The sequence below is a fragment of the Mariniflexile aquimaris genome, from assembly GCF_042676825.1.
Lineage (GTDB): Bacteria > Bacteroidota > Bacteroidia > Flavobacteriales > Flavobacteriaceae > Mariniflexile > Mariniflexile aquimaris.
The window spans coordinates 792,158-807,325 of record NZ_JBHTIB010000002.1 but is presented as its reverse complement, the minus strand read 5'-3'; the positions used below and the strand labels follow the sequence as shown (position 1 = coordinate 807,325).

Sequence of the window (15,168 nt, the reverse complement as noted above, 5' to 3'; positions counted from 1 at the left end):
TATATGAAAGTTTGATTCGTTTTAAGGCTTTCAATATTTCGACTTCTCTTAGGAAAAGCCTGGTTTTTTATGGCGTCATCCTATGTTTGTAAAAGCATAGAATTTACAATTATTACTTTTAGATAAATAATAACAAAAGGAGAAAGAGCAAGACAGTAATTCGTCATTAGTTTAAAAAACAGTTCGCAATGCTTGTCCCTTTCTCCCGTGCTTAAAGTTTGAACAGTTCATTAGGCGGTTGAGCCTGTATTCAGGATTGATAAACAACAAGCACAATTAAAACATTTGTCATGAGTAAAGTTATAGGAATCGACATTAGTAAACAAACATTTGATGTTAGTTTTAGAGAAGAGAACAAATTATTGCATCAAGTTTATGCTAATAATTTAAAAGGGTTTAAAAAGTTCATAGAGAGTGATTTTTGTAAAGACAACCCCATAGTTGTTATGGAAGCTTCGGGTCCTTACTATGTTTGCTTTGCAAGTTATTTGTATGATCATGCTATTAAGGTATGTGTAGTGAATCCATTAATAGTAAAACGGTTCGGTCAGATGAAGTTTTATCGGGCTAAAACAGATAAGAAAGAGGCCAGTGTAATTATGGAATATGGAGAAACAGAGATGAAATCACTGTCATTGTGGAAACCAGAAACAAAAGGAGTGCAAAGATTAAAACAAATGAGAACGACAGTTGAATTATTACATAAACAGGAGCGTCAAAGTAAAAATCAATTGTCTGCATATAAAAGTTCGGGGTTTATAGACCATGAAGTAGAAAAGGGTCTCAAAAGTATCATAAGGTCATTGGAAAAAACAATAAGCAAGATAGAAAATCAGATGCTAGTTGTTTGCAATTCTTGTTATAAGGAAAGCTTGGAGCTGATAACTTCTGTGCCATGTGTAGGAAAAAAAACAGCGATGATGTTGATTGCAATAACAGATGATTTTAGCAAGTTTGAACATTATAAACAGTTAATAGCTTATGTAGGCTTTGCACCTAGAGTTTATCAATCGGGAACGAGTGTTAGAGGAAAAGGGCATATTTGTAAAATGGGTAAATCACAGACAAGAAAACTATTATATATGTGTAGCTGGACCGCTAAAAAATATAATAAAACATGTAGAGAAATGTACGAAAGGTTAAAAGCTAAAGGGAAACCAGAAAGGGTCATAAAAGTAGCAATTGCAAACAAACTATTGAAACAGGTTTTTGCTGTAGTAACTTCAAAACAAAAATATATAGAAAATTATCAACCAAATATTTGTTTTTAAGCACAGTTCATTGCGAACATCGTGAAGCAATCTCATAATCCTTACTTTAAATAAACAGTTTGCCACGTCCTTTGTCCTCGCAATAACGTGTTAAGGATTGAACGGTCTGTTTGAGCTCTCCCGATTTTTATCGGGAAGCGAGTAGTGAAAGCCTGACTTTTGCTTTTCCCTAAAAAAAGCAAAAGGAACACCATAAAAAAACTCCGAAATGGCTTTCGGAGTCTTAATTATTTATTCTTCAACATGTTTTTGAATCACAAAATCTTCCATAAACTTAGTGGTATAATTTCCAGCTAAATAATCTGGATGATCCATTAATTGTCTATGGAATGGAATGGTTGTTTTTACACCTTCTATAACGAACTCGTCTAAAGCACGTTTCATTTTATTGATGGCTTCTTCTCTAGTTTGCGCGGTTGTTATTAACTTGGCAATCATAGAATCGTAATTTGGCGGAATGGTATAGCCAGCATATACGTGGGTATCTAAACGCACGCCATGACCTCCCGGAGCATGTAAGGTTGTAATGGTTCCTGGTGATGGTCTGAACCCATTAAAAGGATCTTCGGCATTAATACGACATTCTATAGAATGCAATTTTGGCGTGTAATTTTTTCCGGAAATTGGCACACCTGCAGCCACAAGAATTTGCTCGCGAATTAAATCGAAATCGATAACTTGCTCGGTAATTGGATGCTCTACTTGGATACGTGTATTCATTTCCATGAAGTAGAAATTGCGGTGTTTATCGACTAAAAACTCGATGGTTCCTGCACCTTCGTATTTAATATATTCTGCTGCTTTAACAGCGGCTTTACCCATTTTATCGCGAAGTTCATCGGTCATAAATGGCGACGGCGTTTCTTCGGTTAATTTTTGATGACGACGCTGAATCGAGCAATCTCTTTCTGATAAATGACATGCTCTTCCAGTAGAATCGCCAACAACTTGAATTTCGATATGTCTTGGTTCTTCAATAAGTTTTTCCATGTACATATCGTCGTTTCCAAAAGCAGCTTTACTTTCTTGACGTGCAGAATCCCAAGCATCTTTAAGATTTTCTGGTTTCCAAACGGCACGCATACCTTTACCACCACCTCCGGCAGAAGCTTTAAGCATGACTGGATAGCCCGTTTCTTTAGCTATTTTTTCACACTCTTCGAATGTTTCGATAATGCCATCACTACCAGGTACACATGGTACTCCTGCAGCCTTCATGGTGGCTTTGGCGTTGGCTTTATCGCCCATTCTGTCAATCATTTCTGGAGACGCACCGATAAATTTAATTCCGTGCTCTTCACAAATTTTAGAAAATTTAGCATTTTCGGATAAAAACCCGTAACCTGGATGTATCGCATCTGCATTAGTAATTTCGGCAGCTGCTATAATGTTAGACATTTTTAAATAGGATAAACTACTTGAAGGAGGCCCAATACAAACCGCTTCGTCTGCAAACTTAACATGCAAACTTTCGGCATCTGCAGTCGAGTAAACTGCAACAGTTTTGACGCCCATTTCTTTACAAGTTCTAATAACACGTAATGCAATTTCCCCTCTATTGGCAATCAATATTTTTTTAAACATATTTTTTGAGTTTAAGAGTTTATGGTTTAGTTGTTTACAAGTTTAATAACCTGGGCTTTTAAACTTATTACTTTAAACTTTAAACTTCAAATTAAGACGGATCTACCAAAAATAATGGTTGATCGAACTCAACAGGTGAAGAATCGTCAACTAAAATTTTAACTATTTTTCCTGAAACTTCAGATTCAATTTCATTGAAAAGTTTCATAGCTTCGATAATACAAAGCACATCGCCTTCGGCAATGGTTTGACCTACCTCAACAAATAATGGTTTGTCTGGTGATGGTTTTCTATAAAAAGTTCCAATAATTGGAGACTTGATTGTAATGTATTTTGAACTCTCTGCTGCTGGCGCTGGAGCTTCTGCTGGCGCTTTTGCTTCGGCTACCGGTGGCGCTACCAATTGTGGCGCTTGTGCCTGAATAGGTGCGTAATGTACCGCTGTTGATTCTTGGTCTGAACCTGTTTTTATGGTGATTTTTATATCATCCATTTCTAATTTAACCTCACTTGCGCCAGATTTAGCTACAAATTTGATCAAGTTTTGAATTTCTTTAATATCCATAATTTTACTAATTAGTTCTTGGTTAGTGTACTGAATTATATGCCCATTTTAAATAAATGGACCCCCAATTAAATCCGCCTCCAAAGGCGGCAAAAATTAAATTATCTCCTTTTTTAAGTTGTGATTCGTAATCGCTTAATAATAACGGTAAAGTTGCCGATGTGGTATTACCGTATTTTTGAATATTAATCATCACTTTTTCTTCTTCTAGGTCTATACGCTGTGCCGTTGCATCGATTATTCGCTTGTTAGCTTGATGTGCTACCAACCACGAAACATCTTCTTTTGTTAAATTATTTCGCTCTAATATTTTAACTGTGGCATCGGCCATATTAAACACCGCATTTTTAAATACTGTTTTTCCTTCTTGAAAGGCGTATTGACCACCTTTGTCTAAAGCTTCATGTGTTAGTGGGTTTAAAGACCCACCGTATGTTGCTTGTAAAAACTCTCTGCCTGTACCATCACTTCTTAGGTATTCATCTTGAAGACCTAAACCTTCTTCATTAGGTTCAAACAAAACAGCTCCAGCTCCGTCGCCAAATATAATACATGTTGCTCTGTCTTTATAATTTATTATTGAAGACATTTTATCTGCTCCAATTAATAACACATTTTTATATCTGCCTGATTCTATATAACTGGCAGCGATAGACATACCGAATAAAAAACTAGAGCATGCAGCATCCATATCGAAAGAAAACGCATTTACAGCGCCAATTTCAGATGCAGTAAAAGCAGCGGTAGAGGCAGCTTTCATGTCAGGAGTTGCTGTAGCAACAATAACAAGTTCGATATCTTTAGGGTCAATCCCCTTTTTATTTATAAGGTCTTGGGCTGCTTTTATAGCAAGAAAAGAAGTTCCTTTATCTTCGTCTTTAAGAATACGACGCTCTTTGATCCCGGTTCTAGTAGTGATCCATTCATCATTCGTATCAACCATAGTCTCAAGAATTTGATTGGTTAATACATAATCTGGCACATAAGCACCAACCGCAGTTATGGCTGCTGAGATTTTTCTCATAACTTTATAGCTAAATTGAACAAAAAATCATTAAAATTGAATAAAACACTCGTAATTTCATGAAAACTACTAAAATTTCACGAAATAACATGCAAAATACGTGTTTTTGTCATTTAGAAAAAGCATATCATAAAAAAAACGCTCACATGTGAGCGTTTTATTATATGCATGCATAGTTTTTTATGCGACGTTTTCTACAGATTCAGAGTTGTCAATTAAAACTTGACCTCTGTAATATAGTTTTCCTTCATGCCAGTGTGCTCTGTGGTATAAGTGCGCTTCTCCTGTTGTAGGACATGTAGCAATCTGTGGCGCAGTTGCTTTATAATGTGTTCTTCTTTTATCTCTTCTTGTTTTCGAGATTTTTCTCTTAGGATGTGCCATTTTTTATGTTTATTTATCCGTTAATAGTTTCTTTAATGTATTCCAACGAGGATCAACTTCCTCTTCAATGTCTTTTTCTTCTTTAAGCTTTGGGCTTAATTCTTCTAATTTTTTAAGTATGTCTGAATCTAAGGTTCCGTCTTCAACACCTGGATGAATTCGTTTAATGGGTACTGCCAAAACAATTAATTCATAAATATATTGCTGAATGTTGATTTCGTAAGTTCCGTGTGGAACAATAAGAATATCAGTATCTTCATCATTATATTCGTCACCAAATTTCACCACCAAATCAAACTCATTTTCTATGTGTTGATTGAAAGGCTCGTTGGTTACATCGCAATTAATGTTAACAGCGCCTGTTATTTTAAAGTTTAATTCTAATAAGGTTGCTTTTTTATCTAATTCTAGATTTACATCAACCTTAACATCATTAAACTCTTCATACTCAAAATATTCAAAGAACGGTTCCTCTATTTTATACTCAAATTGATGTTTTCCAATCTTTAATCCTACAAAAGGGATTGTAAACTCTTTCAGTGGCTTCATTATCACATCTATTTTGAGCCTGCAAATATATAAATTTTTATTTACGCAGCATTACTTATAAACATTTTTTTGTTCACATCTTTTGATGGCTCTTTTTTAAGGGATTTGATGTAAGTTCGTTATATTCAAATCGGTTCTTAAATATTTGAATTGCTGCAAAAACAGCTTCCTTAAAAGAGTTCTCATCTGCAACGCCTTTTCCAGCAATTTCATAGGCTGTACCATGGTCTGGCGATGTTCGAATTTTATTTAATCCTGCCGTAAAATTAACACCTTGCCCAAAGGAAAGGGTTTTAAACGGAATTAAACCTTGGTCGTGATAGGTAGCAATTACGGCATCAAAATTTTTGTAATTGTTAGAACCAAAGAAACTATCGGCAGCATATGGACCATATACTAACTTGCCTTCTTCCTTAAGTTTTTGGATTGTAGGTCTTAATATGGTGTCGTCTTCATTTCCAATAACACCATTGTCTCCTGTATGCGGATTAATACCTAAAACCGCTATTTTGGGTCTTACAATATTAAAATCCATTAAAAGCGAGTTATAAACAGTGTTAATTTTCTTTAAAATCAACTCTTCAGAAAGATTATCTACAATATCTTTAACTGGCACATGATCTGTTAACAACCCAACTCGTAACGCATCTGTAACCATAAACATTAAACTTTCACCTTCTAGTTGTTGGGCTAAATAATCTGTATGTCCCGGAAATTTAAATGTAGCGGATTGTATGTTGTGTTTATTTATTGGCGCCGTTACCAAAACATCAATACTGCCTTCTTTGAGCGCTTTTGTTGCGATTTGTAATGATTTAATGGCATACTCGCCTATTTTAACATCTTCTTTACCAAATTCGATAGTAACAGGTTCGTTCCAACAATTTAATACATTAACTTTTCCAAAAACTAGTTGATTTAAACTATTTATATTATTAAAATTAATTTCAGAATTAAAATGTGTTTTAAAAAAATTCATTGATTTTGCCGAAGCGAAAATAACTGGCGTACAGAAATCTAACATTCTGGAATCTTCGAATGTTTTTAAAACTATCTCTGATCCGATGCCATTTAAATCGCCAATTGAAATACCAACTATTATATTTTCTGATTTCTTCATTAAGAATAACAACTTTTGTTTGTAATTTTGATGATGCAAATTTAGTTAAATAAACACATAATAATATGTTTACTGGAATTATTGAAGATATTGGCGTTATTTCAAATTTAAAAGAAGAATTTGACAACCTGCATATCACCATAAAAAGTGCTATCACACCAGAATTAAAAATCGACCAAAGTGTTGCCCATAATGGCGTTTGCCTTACTACGGTTGCCATTAATAACGATGAATACACCGTGACTGCCATTAAAGAAACATTAAACAAAACCAATTTGGGGACATTAAAGGTTTCTGATAAGGTTAATTTAGAACGCGCCATGATGCTAGGCGATCGGTTAGATGGTCATATTGTTCAAGGTCATGTAGATCAAACTGCGGTGTGCACCGATATTGAAGAAGCGAATGGAAGTTGGGTTTTTACTTTTAAATACGACCCAACACTTAATAACATTACTATTGAAAAAGGATCGATTACTGTAAACGGTACGAGTTTAACCGTTGTTGGTTCTAAACCCGACTCTTTTAGTGTGGCCATTATACCCTATACTTATGAACACACCAATTTTAACACGTTTAAAGTAGGTACGATTGTTAATTTAGAATTTGATGTATTAGGGAAATATGTAGCTAAATTGTTAGAATTAGGAAAGATAAGCTAATTCACTTTTTTATGCTTTACTAACTTCACTGCCCCATACAATAAGCCACAACATAGGCCAAACAATACACCTCCGTCAATTGGAAATCCCGGAGGAATAGGAGGTCCAGGTGGTGGCGGACTCTGTGCTATACATACAAAACTTATTAATACAAATAAGATTGAGGCAACTATTCTTTTGTTTTGTATCATCATCATTGGGTAACAAATGTATAAAAAAAAGCGAGCGCGCAAAACAACTCCATTGGAAATAAATCCAAAAACACCCATGAAACACCTAATTTCATCGATAAAGCGCATTATTTAGCTGTTTTCTTTTTGTGTATTAAAACGAGTTTTATGAACAAAAAGTATTTACAAGTAAAAAATAATCCCTCATTTCTTAACATTCAGCCAAATATATAAATAATATTGAACAAAAATTGACTGAAAATTAGATTTGAAACTTATTTGGTAACCAATCTATAATGACATAAAAAAAGCCTGTTACTTTTTGTAACAGGCTTATAATCAGTGGTCCCACCTGGGCTCGAACCAGGGACCACCTGATTATGAGACGGATTATTTTAGTTTTCATCTAGCAATATTTAGCGCCTTATGTTCTCATTATCAATTATTTATGATTTTTTGTTTTGTTTTTATTTGCATATAATTTACCTTTAAAAGGCAATTTGTTGTACAGATGTTGTACTGATTAATTCTAAAACTATGTCGACCGTAAAAACCGTATTGAGAAAAACAAAACTTGCTGATGGTAGTTATCCCATCTCTTTAAGAGTATCGAAAGACAGAAAATCGAAATATTTTCAAACAATATTTAGAGCATTCCCGATGGAGTGGAATCAAACAACGGGAAGCTTTACCAATAAGAATTCAAATAGTACCCAAAATAACAGGTTACTGCTTAAATTCAAGGATAGAGCATTAAAAATTCTTTCGGATTTGGAAATGGAAAAAAATGATTTCACTCTAAAAGATTTTGAAAATCGTTTTAGAATTGTTTCCAATCCAGTACAGCAAAATGTTTTCTATTTTTGGGATGAAATTATTGGTGAAATGATTTATGCAGGAAGAACAGGCAATGCACGCGTAAATAAAGAGGTGTTCGCCTCTTTGAATTTATTTCATAAAAGCACCAAACTTAACTTTAAAGACATTACCCCATCCTTTTTAAATAAATATGAAGCTTTCTTGAGGTCAAGAGGTGGAAGCGATGGCGGAATAGGTGTGCGAATGCGAACAATAAGAGCGCTATATAATTTTGCTATTGAAAGAAAAATAGCAAAGGAACAGGACTACCCCTTTAAAACTTATAAAGTTTCGAAACTAAAAGGTAAAAATCTGAAAAAAGCTTTAAGAATGGAGGAAATTATTCAGATTAGAGATTTCGACCTAGTAAAATATCCTTGGTATGCTAATACTAGAAACTATTTTATATTTAGTTTCTATACTAGAGGTATGAATTTTGCCGATATGATGAAACTTGAATGGAAAGCTATTGACAAGGATAAAATATATTATACAAGATCTAAAACTAAAGGAAATTTTAAAATTAAAATTCTTCCTCCTGTTCGAGAGATTTTGAATTATTACAAAGAGTTTGCCATTGATACTAAATATGTGTTTCCCATTCTTTTGAAAAACAACTTAACACCGGCGCAATTGGAAAACAGAAAACATAAAACTCTTCAACGTTACAACAAAGAATTAAAAGAGATTGCAGAAATATGTGGAATAGATAAAACCCTAACCAGTTATGTAGCGAGACATAGTTTTGCTAACTGTTTAAAACAAAAAGGAGTCGCTACCGATATTATTAGCGAATCTATGGGTCATAAAAATCTTAGTATCACACAAACTTATCTTAAGGAATTTGATAACTCAGTTTTAGATGAGGCGATTGAAATTTTGGTTTGATGCTAAATTATTATTGAAATTTCTATATAAAATCCTGCAAAATCCATAAGGCATTAATATAAAAATCCAAATAGCCAAAGTGGTAGTTTAGTAATGGGAAATTCAACATCGTCTGCAACCACAAAACCGTTTTCCACAGAATCAATCTGTTTGCTCGTTTTATCTTTACCTCCAACTTCAAAAGTAAATGTATTATCAACTAAAAAGTCTCCTAGTTTTGGGTATGCAATTTTATGTCTTACTGAAACTTGGGAAATAAAATACGTTTCCCTTAAATTCCCCACATTTGGGCTTGATGTTGAAAATGCATAGGCTAGATTTGGGTTGTCCAAATACACTTTTTCGGGCTTTTGAAGTGTTGCCAAACTGATTCCGGATGCGTACAACAATTTTATTAACTGGGCTTGCTCTAAAAAATGAAGATACCCTACCACTGAATTTCTATGGATATCGCTTTTTTTTGCGATATTGGTTATATTGGGCTGAAAGGGTACATTAGCGGCAACCACGTTAAGTAATTGCAACATTTTTTTTGCATTACGCACATCGAAACCCTTTAGTTCTGCCATATCGTATTCCACAATTAAGCGCACCAGTTGTTGCAGCCGTGTAGCATAACCTTGTTTATCTTCCATTGAAAATGGATAATAACCGTATTGCAAATAATCCTCAAAATACACTAATGGTTTAAACTCTGCAGGAAACATTTCGGCCCATTTACGATCTTTGGAAAGTATGTCTTCCAAAGCAATAGGTTCAAAATTATACAAATTATTAAACGCCAAATATTCACGGTATGAAAGTCCAGATAAGGTGTACATTAACATCCGTCTGCTTAAATCGCCTTCTTCTCTAGAAATATCGATTATGGACGACCCCGTGAACACTATCTTTAAGTCAGGATAAAAATCATACAGGTTTTTTATATGAATAGACCAATTTTCGTATTTGTGCACCTCATCCAAAAAAAGATATTGCCCGCCTTTTTTAAAGAATGCTTCGGCAGTTTCTACCAAAGAATGTGTTGTGAAGTAAAAATCGTCTAAGGACCAATAGGTTCCTTGGGTTGGTAACAACTTTAACTCTTTTAATTTTTGTAACAAAAGGGTCGTTTTGCCAGTACCCCTAGCGCCTTTTATGCCTATTAATTTGTTGTTCCAGTTAATCTCATTGTATAAATAGCGTTTCTTTTCAGAACGTATTCGTTGAACCAATGCTGCCGATTTTTCTAGTAATTGCTCCATGTTGCATATTTATATGTGCAATATAGGTTATTTTTTGCATTTTAGGATGTGCTGTTATTAAAAATCTAACTCAATATTATATATTACTTTTAGATAACCTATATATGCGCCATGGAATGTCTAATTTAAAGGTAACCAATATACTAAGTGGTAGAGTAAAAACTTTAAAAAATCACTCCTTAGCTAAAAAAGATACTTACCTATTATAAAAAGAGACACCAACGAACTTCAATACAAAGATGTATTATGGGCTCGTAAAGTTTATAATAAGGGCCTTAAGCAAATTGCAGAAAAATGTAATATTGAACAACGATTGACATCTTATGTGTCTCGTCATAGTTTTGCAACTCAAGCTATGCTTCAAGAGGTCCCTTTACTGGCTATTTCTGCCATGCTAGGGCATAACCGACTTACAACCACTCAAATATATCTTAAATCATTACCTAGTGAGGTACTGGATGATGATAATAAAAAATTAGTGGAAATATAATTGTTTTAGCATATTAATATATGAGCAAAAAAAATCATATTTATAGCTCATGGCACGTAAAATCTGGAATTTGCAATCTAAGGATTGGCCAAATTTTTCATATAATGAGGACAAATTAAAACCGTTAGAATTACAATTTTGAAAAAATATAGGTGCATTTAAACACCTAAACGATATTGAAAAAGAACCATTGCTAGATTTCACTCGTCACCAAAAGCTCCTATTTTAACACTAATCTGTTTAGATTTTAAAAACAAACACACTACTTTTGCCCTCTAAATTAAAAAAATTTTATGAAAGAATTAATTGAAAAAATCAACACAGAAATTGAAACATTCAAAAAAGAATCAGCATCATTAATTGAAAATGGTGTAAAAGCAGCTGGACCAAGAGCACGTAAATCAACTTTAGAACTTGAAAAATTACTAAAAGAATTTAGAAAAGTCTCTATAGAAGATGCTAAAAAATAAATAGCCGCACAGAAACTGCCCTCTGATTTTCTAGAGGGCTTTTTTATAGGCAACTTTGAAAATAAAACTAAAAGCTCTATTCAATAACTTAATGCAACAAATCTAAATTAATAGATAAGTAATCTTTTCAGTTGCTTCATATTGGAATTATGCTTTTCCGGGTTACTTTCCTTAAGTGCTAGCAAGTTTTGAAACTTCCATTGAATGGCTGGAAACTTTTCAAAATCATAAACACTCCAATCAGGTGAAGCATTTTCAAAATTTATAATAAAATTTTTATCACTTTCGGTAAGTTCTCCTCGTACAATTTCAATTAGTTTTTTCCGAGTTTGCTCAAAATCTGCATACGTAAAAGGTTTTTCAGTCATACCCATAAATTGGTTTTCAAAAGCTTGTTCTTGATTTATCAAATTAGGAAATAATACTTCTTTAATAGGTCTTTTGCTGCTCAGCAAGGTAAAAATAAAACCTTCCTTTACTTCCTTTGTAAATCCTTCATTTCCCAACAAATCCTTTACATCAAATAAATCTCTGGGGTGTTGTCTATCTAACGCCGCTACTATTTTTCCACCATACAACTGTCCAAACGATACTCCTTGAATGGAACAAAAGGCATCAAACTCTTCTTGGGCTTTATCACATAATACCAATGAACTAGTATCACCCATCAAACCTCTGATACCTTGATTTACTTCAATTTTAATTAATGCATCTTTATTATTTATTTGTAATTTCAGCTTGTCTTTTTCATGTACTAACAATAAACTTGGAAAAATGATATTCAGACGTTTCTTTATTTCTCCTAAGGCATTATTAATATTAGTAAAAGACGTTGTTCTATCTTCTATAGGTATATATGTTAAATCAATATCAACTGACAACCTAGGCATATCCCTTACAAATAAATTGATAGCCGTTCCTCCATGAAGTGCAAAACACTTTTCTTTTGCTACTTCAGGAATTACACCTAAAAGTAAACGAACTTGATTCTTATAATTATTCATCGACCAAATTTTTAGGAATTGTTATTTTATACTTTGGATCATACACCCCATCAACAACAATTTGTCGTTTCCCTTTTCCCATGTCAATATTACCAACGTTTACAAATTCTAGCCACGGATGGTGACACTTATTAGCCAGATATAAAAACAATCGTTTTACTTTTACGGATGTACAAGCTTCTAGCAGTTGTTGCACTTGATTAGGACGTAAATTATTCAACCCTTCCATAAGCTCATAGCATTCTTTTAATTCTTGCTTTTTAGGAGCTAAATATAAGCACTCCATTATTGCTCGTGCTGCACCCGATACTTTTATAGAAAATCCATTAACTTCTATGTCTGTCAAACCTAAATCAACAGGCAAAAAGGAGGTAGAATAATAATTTATCTCCATATCCCAATTATAATTTTTCAACCAAGAAGGGATGCGCTCATTTTCATTTCCAAAAAGTGTAAACTGCTGTCTTGAAAATTCTAGATAATGAGCCTTTCCTAAAAGATTTAAAGCGGATTTGCCACCTGGATGCACACCGAACTTACCCTGCGATTGCAAAGCAAATACGGCTCCTTCGATGGTTGGAGTGTCACCACTTTTTACAAAAGCTCCATTATTTATAGGGGTTATCCAATTGCTCTTTTTATATCTACTCAATAACTGATCAGAATACCCATTTGCTACCAACCATGAAGTAAGGTAAACAGCATTTTGTGGCCAACCTCGCAAAAGAGAGTTTATTTTATGTTCTTTTTCTAAACTCATAGTATAGTTTTAAGCAAAAATATAAACCAAATGTACAGAATAGTTTATAATTATAGCTATTTATAAATTAAAAGTTTAGTTTTTATATTAAATTTAAACCATTTTCGAATATCACATTATTTATTTTTACAACAGAATACTGATAGTCAAAACCATTTTATGGAAAGAGGTTTTAGTTACAGAAAAAAATGTACGATATTAACTGTTTAAAAACTCAATTAAAATGTTTAAACCTCCCCAAATAAATTCTGATTACTTTCTTATTGTAAATTATGAAAAACCCTTATTAACTGCTGTCATTTTAAGTTATGTGAACAATGTTGGAGATTATGTTCCAACTTTTGAGTTTGCTGAAGTCACTTCAAATGCAAACGATTTTGATGAAACAAAACTACATGAGGGGGAAATTGATGAACATTATATAAGTAGGGTTAGGTCTCAAGAATTCAACATTAAAGTACACAACTCACTAAAACGATTAAGGAGATGCAAATATTTAATTATTATCGGTCTATCCAAAGATCAAATAAGCTATTTAGATTTTTTAAATGATTACAATACAATATATATAGATACGATTGAGGAAGCAGACTTTAGCCTTAGCCATTTAGTTGAAAAATCAGGTTATCTTCCTTGTAATAGTAACAATGTCTATGACGCTCTATATGTGGCAATAGAGAATAACTTAGTGCTTCAAATCGATGAAAGCGCAGGAGATGTAGTATTTGATGATTCTTATAAAAGAGGAGTCGTAGTTATAGAGAGGGTTAATAATTCTACATTACCTTTAGCCATAAGCTATGCAACAGCTGTAAATGCTAATTTAAAATTAATAGATTCACCCGACGTTGATCCATCAAAGTATAGAGTGCTTATACAGAAGTGGAAAGAGAATGCATCTGACGGAATTGAAGACCAAATTGCTTTTAACGATTTAAGTGCACTTATATACCCATCGATTGAGCACATTGATTTTTTGAAATATGAATTCGCAACTTTCTTTACTAAAGGAGCTCCTTATGGACTAATTCTTAAAAACCAGATTCCTATTTCTCATGTAAATCTTCAATTGCTTCCAGATTTTTTTCTTTTTAATAATATTCAAATAGATAGCTTTTCTGATAGTCCTAGTGCAGTAGTGTTTTCTCCGTTAGAATTTCAAGATGAAGAAACGGATTCAGTAATCGAGTATTTAGAAAATAAAAATCTATTTGTGAAGTCATTAATTGGTAAGAATGCTACGGTTTTCAATCTTGATAATCATATTAAAGAATATCCTTATAGCATACTCCACATGTGCAGTCATGGAGGAGAAATTAAAGGGTCTCGAATTACTGAAACTTTTAAAGACAGAGATGGAAATGGACATACTATTATTTATGACGAAGTAGCTACATTTGCTTTATCTCCTTACCAAGACCTACATCCTGTTACTACCAAAAGTTTTTTTAGAACTTTTGATGGCTATATTTGGAGAAGTAAGGAGTTAAAAGCTATAGAATATCCAAATTATGTTTTTTTGGATATGCAGAATTATCTAAGAAAAAACAAGGATAAAGATAGAAGTAAGAAAGTAATTGTAGATGGTTCTTGCTACATCAAGTGTTATGATTTTCATTCTCAAGCTATGTTTAATCATTTGGCTTCAGGGCATTCGCCTTTGATATTCAATAATACTTGTTGGTCCTGGTCAGCCATTTCTGAATCTTTTCTTGCAGTTGGAGCAAAAGCCTACATTGGAACACTTTGGGCAATAAATAATGATGTGGCTAAAATATCTGCTGAACATTTCTATGAAGATATTTTTGACGGGACAATCTTGGAAGCTTTTCACAAAATACATCAAAAAGCCATCGGTACAAAAGATGAAAATATATATAGTTTTTGGGGATTACATTTCAGCAGAGTCATGTCAGGTATCAATAAAGAGTCGAGTAGAAAAATTGTTTTATTAAAAATGCATAAGTCTTTACAGATATGGAAAAATAAACTTGAGAATACAACTAGAAGAGGAATGAGAAAGAATATTAATGAATTTATTGATTGGAATGCGCGAGAGCAATTTAAAGATTTTAAGACTGAAATAACAGAAATGTATTTGAGGGATAAAAGAATAAAGAAATAA

15 protein-coding genes are annotated in these 15,168 nt (G+C 33.2%); 6 read left to right on the top strand and 9 right to left on the bottom strand.

The genetic code is table 11. The features are described from left to right. The first annotated feature begins 290 nt into the window (after positions 1-290). Positions 291-1,271 carry an IS110 family transposase gene (locus ACFQ0I_RS03610; protein ID WP_379939413.1) on the top strand — a complete coding sequence of 327 codons (981 nt, stop codon included), beginning with the start codon at positions 291-293 and terminating at the stop codon, positions 1,269-1,271. Positions 1,272-1,502: 231 nt separating this feature from the next. On the opposite strand, the gene accC is transcribed toward ACFQ0I_RS03610, so the two are convergent. The 6 genes from accC to pdxA form a co-directional block, all read right to left on the bottom strand. Continuing rightward, positions 1,503-2,855 carry an acetyl-CoA carboxylase biotin carboxylase subunit gene (gene accC, locus ACFQ0I_RS03605; protein ID WP_379939411.1) on the bottom strand — a complete coding sequence of 451 codons (1,353 nt, stop codon included), beginning with the start codon at positions 2,853-2,855 and terminating at the stop codon, positions 1,503-1,505. A gap of 91 nt (positions 2,856-2,946) precedes the next feature. Next, on the bottom strand, positions 2,947-3,420 hold the full coding sequence (accB, locus tag ACFQ0I_RS03600; protein WP_379939409.1) for an acetyl-CoA carboxylase biotin carboxyl carrier protein: 474 nt from the start codon (positions 3,418-3,420) through the stop codon (positions 2,947-2,949). A 22-nt stretch (positions 3,421-3,442) separates the two neighbouring features. Next, on the bottom strand, positions 3,443-4,444 hold the full coding sequence (locus ACFQ0I_RS03595) for a beta-ketoacyl-ACP synthase III (protein WP_379939407.1): 1,002 nt from the start codon (positions 4,442-4,444) through the stop codon (positions 3,443-3,445). Positions 4,445-4,624: 180 nt separating this feature from the next. Beyond that, complete coding sequence (gene rpmF, locus ACFQ0I_RS03590; protein ID WP_379939405.1) at positions 4,625-4,828, bottom strand: 50S ribosomal protein L32; 204 nt, start codon at positions 4,826-4,828, stop codon at positions 4,625-4,627. A gap of 9 nt (positions 4,829-4,837) precedes the next feature. Further along, positions 4,838-5,377 carry a YceD family protein gene (locus ACFQ0I_RS03585; RefSeq protein ID WP_379939403.1) on the bottom strand — a complete coding sequence of 180 codons (540 nt, stop codon included), beginning with the start codon at positions 5,375-5,377 and terminating at the stop codon, positions 4,838-4,840. A 73-nt stretch (positions 5,378-5,450) separates the two neighbouring features. Further along, positions 5,451-6,497: a 4-hydroxythreonine-4-phosphate dehydrogenase PdxA gene (gene pdxA / locus ACFQ0I_RS03580; RefSeq protein ID WP_379939401.1), complete on the bottom strand. Its 1,047-nt coding sequence runs from the start codon at positions 6,495-6,497 to the stop codon at positions 5,451-5,453. 65 nt (positions 6,498-6,562) lie between these two features. Between pdxA and ACFQ0I_RS03575 the strand changes: the two genes are divergently transcribed. Both ACFQ0I_RS03575 and ACFQ0I_RS03570 read left to right on the top strand, forming a co-directional pair. Further along, on the top strand, positions 6,563-7,159 hold the full coding sequence (locus tag ACFQ0I_RS03575) for a riboflavin synthase (protein ID WP_379939400.1): 597 nt from the start codon (positions 6,563-6,565) through the stop codon (positions 7,157-7,159). A gap of 707 nt (positions 7,160-7,866) precedes the next feature. Then, on the top strand, positions 7,867-9,075 hold the full coding sequence (locus ACFQ0I_RS03570; RefSeq protein WP_379939398.1) for a phage integrase SAM-like domain-containing protein: 1,209 nt from the start codon (positions 7,867-7,869) through the stop codon (positions 9,073-9,075). Positions 9,076-9,128: 53 nt separating this feature from the next. On the opposite strand, the gene ACFQ0I_RS03565 is transcribed toward ACFQ0I_RS03570, so the two are convergent. Continuing rightward, entirely contained in the window at positions 9,129-10,319 is a 1,191-nt protein-coding gene (locus tag ACFQ0I_RS03565; RefSeq protein WP_379939396.1) for an ATP-binding protein, read from the bottom strand. 202 nt (positions 10,320-10,521) lie between these two features. Here ACFQ0I_RS03565 and ACFQ0I_RS03560 point away from each other — a divergent pair, with 202 nt between their 5' ends. Together ACFQ0I_RS03560 and ACFQ0I_RS03555 are read left to right on the top strand one after the other, a co-directional pair. After that, positions 10,522-10,809 carry a tyrosine-type recombinase/integrase gene (locus ACFQ0I_RS03560; RefSeq protein ID WP_379939952.1) on the top strand — a complete coding sequence of 96 codons (288 nt, stop codon included), beginning with the start codon at positions 10,522-10,524 and terminating at the stop codon, positions 10,807-10,809. A gap of 293 nt (positions 10,810-11,102) precedes the next feature. Then, positions 11,103-11,279 carry a histone H1 gene (locus ACFQ0I_RS03555; protein ID WP_379939394.1) on the top strand — a complete coding sequence of 59 codons (177 nt, stop codon included), beginning with the start codon at positions 11,103-11,105 and terminating at the stop codon, positions 11,277-11,279. Positions 11,280-11,386: 107 nt separating this feature from the next. Here the strand turns inward: ACFQ0I_RS03555 and ACFQ0I_RS03550 are convergent, their stop codons facing one another. Next, positions 11,387-12,283: a nucleotidyl transferase AbiEii/AbiGii toxin family protein gene (locus ACFQ0I_RS03550; protein ID WP_379939392.1), complete on the bottom strand. Its 897-nt coding sequence runs from the start codon at positions 12,281-12,283 to the stop codon at positions 11,387-11,389. Beyond that, positions 12,276-13,043 (bottom strand): type IV toxin-antitoxin system AbiEi family antitoxin domain-containing protein, encoded by a 768-nt coding sequence (locus ACFQ0I_RS03545; protein ID WP_379939390.1) that lies wholly within the window; start codon positions 13,041-13,043, stop codon positions 12,276-12,278. The genes ACFQ0I_RS03550 and ACFQ0I_RS03545 overlap by 8 nt, the downstream gene beginning before the upstream one ends. Positions 13,044-13,266: 223 nt before the next feature. Between ACFQ0I_RS03545 and ACFQ0I_RS03540 the strand changes: the two genes are divergently transcribed. After that, positions 13,267-15,168 (top strand): hypothetical protein, encoded by a 1,902-nt coding sequence (locus tag ACFQ0I_RS03540; RefSeq protein WP_379939388.1) that lies wholly within the window; start codon positions 13,267-13,269, stop codon positions 15,166-15,168.

Bases quoted from the DNA above. Each gene is read 5' to 3' on its own strand.
- ACFQ0I_RS03610 (WP_379939413.1), top strand. From the start codon at position 291: ATGAGTAAAGTTATAGGAATCGACATTAGTAAACAAACATTTGATGTT.
- accC (WP_379939411.1), bottom strand. From the start codon at position 2,855: ATGTTTAAAAAAATATTGATTGCCAATAGAGGGGAAATTGCATTACGT.
- accB (WP_379939409.1), bottom strand. From the start codon at position 3,420: ATGGATATTAAAGAAATTCAAAACTTGATCAAATTTGTAGCTAAATCT.
- ACFQ0I_RS03595 (WP_379939407.1), bottom strand. From the start codon at position 4,444: ATGAGAAAAATCTCAGCAGCCATAACTGCGGTTGGTGCTTATGTGCCA.
- rpmF (WP_379939405.1), bottom strand. From the start codon at position 4,828: ATGGCACATCCTAAGAGAAAAATCTCGAAAACAAGAAGAGATAAAAGA.
- ACFQ0I_RS03585 (WP_379939403.1), bottom strand. From the start codon at position 5,377: ATGAAGCCACTGAAAGAGTTTACAATCCCTTTTGTAGGATTAAAGATT.
- pdxA (WP_379939401.1), bottom strand. From the start codon at position 6,497: ATGAAGAAATCAGAAAATATAATAGTTGGTATTTCAATTGGCGATTTA.
- ACFQ0I_RS03575 (WP_379939400.1), top strand. From the start codon at position 6,563: ATGTTTACTGGAATTATTGAAGATATTGGCGTTATTTCAAATTTAAAA.
- ACFQ0I_RS03570 (WP_379939398.1), top strand. From the start codon at position 7,867: ATGTCGACCGTAAAAACCGTATTGAGAAAAACAAAACTTGCTGATGGT.
- ACFQ0I_RS03565 (WP_379939396.1), bottom strand. From the start codon at position 10,319: ATGGAGCAATTACTAGAAAAATCGGCAGCATTGGTTCAACGAATACGT.
- ACFQ0I_RS03555 (WP_379939394.1), top strand. From the start codon at position 11,103: ATGAAAGAATTAATTGAAAAAATCAACACAGAAATTGAAACATTCAAA.
- ACFQ0I_RS03550 (WP_379939392.1), bottom strand. From the start codon at position 12,283: ATGAATAATTATAAGAATCAAGTTCGTTTACTTTTAGGTGTAATTCCT.
- ACFQ0I_RS03545 (WP_379939390.1), bottom strand. From the start codon at position 13,043: ATGAGTTTAGAAAAAGAACATAAAATAAACTCTCTTTTGCGAGGTTGG.
- ACFQ0I_RS03540 (WP_379939388.1), top strand. From the start codon at position 13,267: ATGTTTAAACCTCCCCAAATAAATTCTGATTACTTTCTTATTGTAAAT.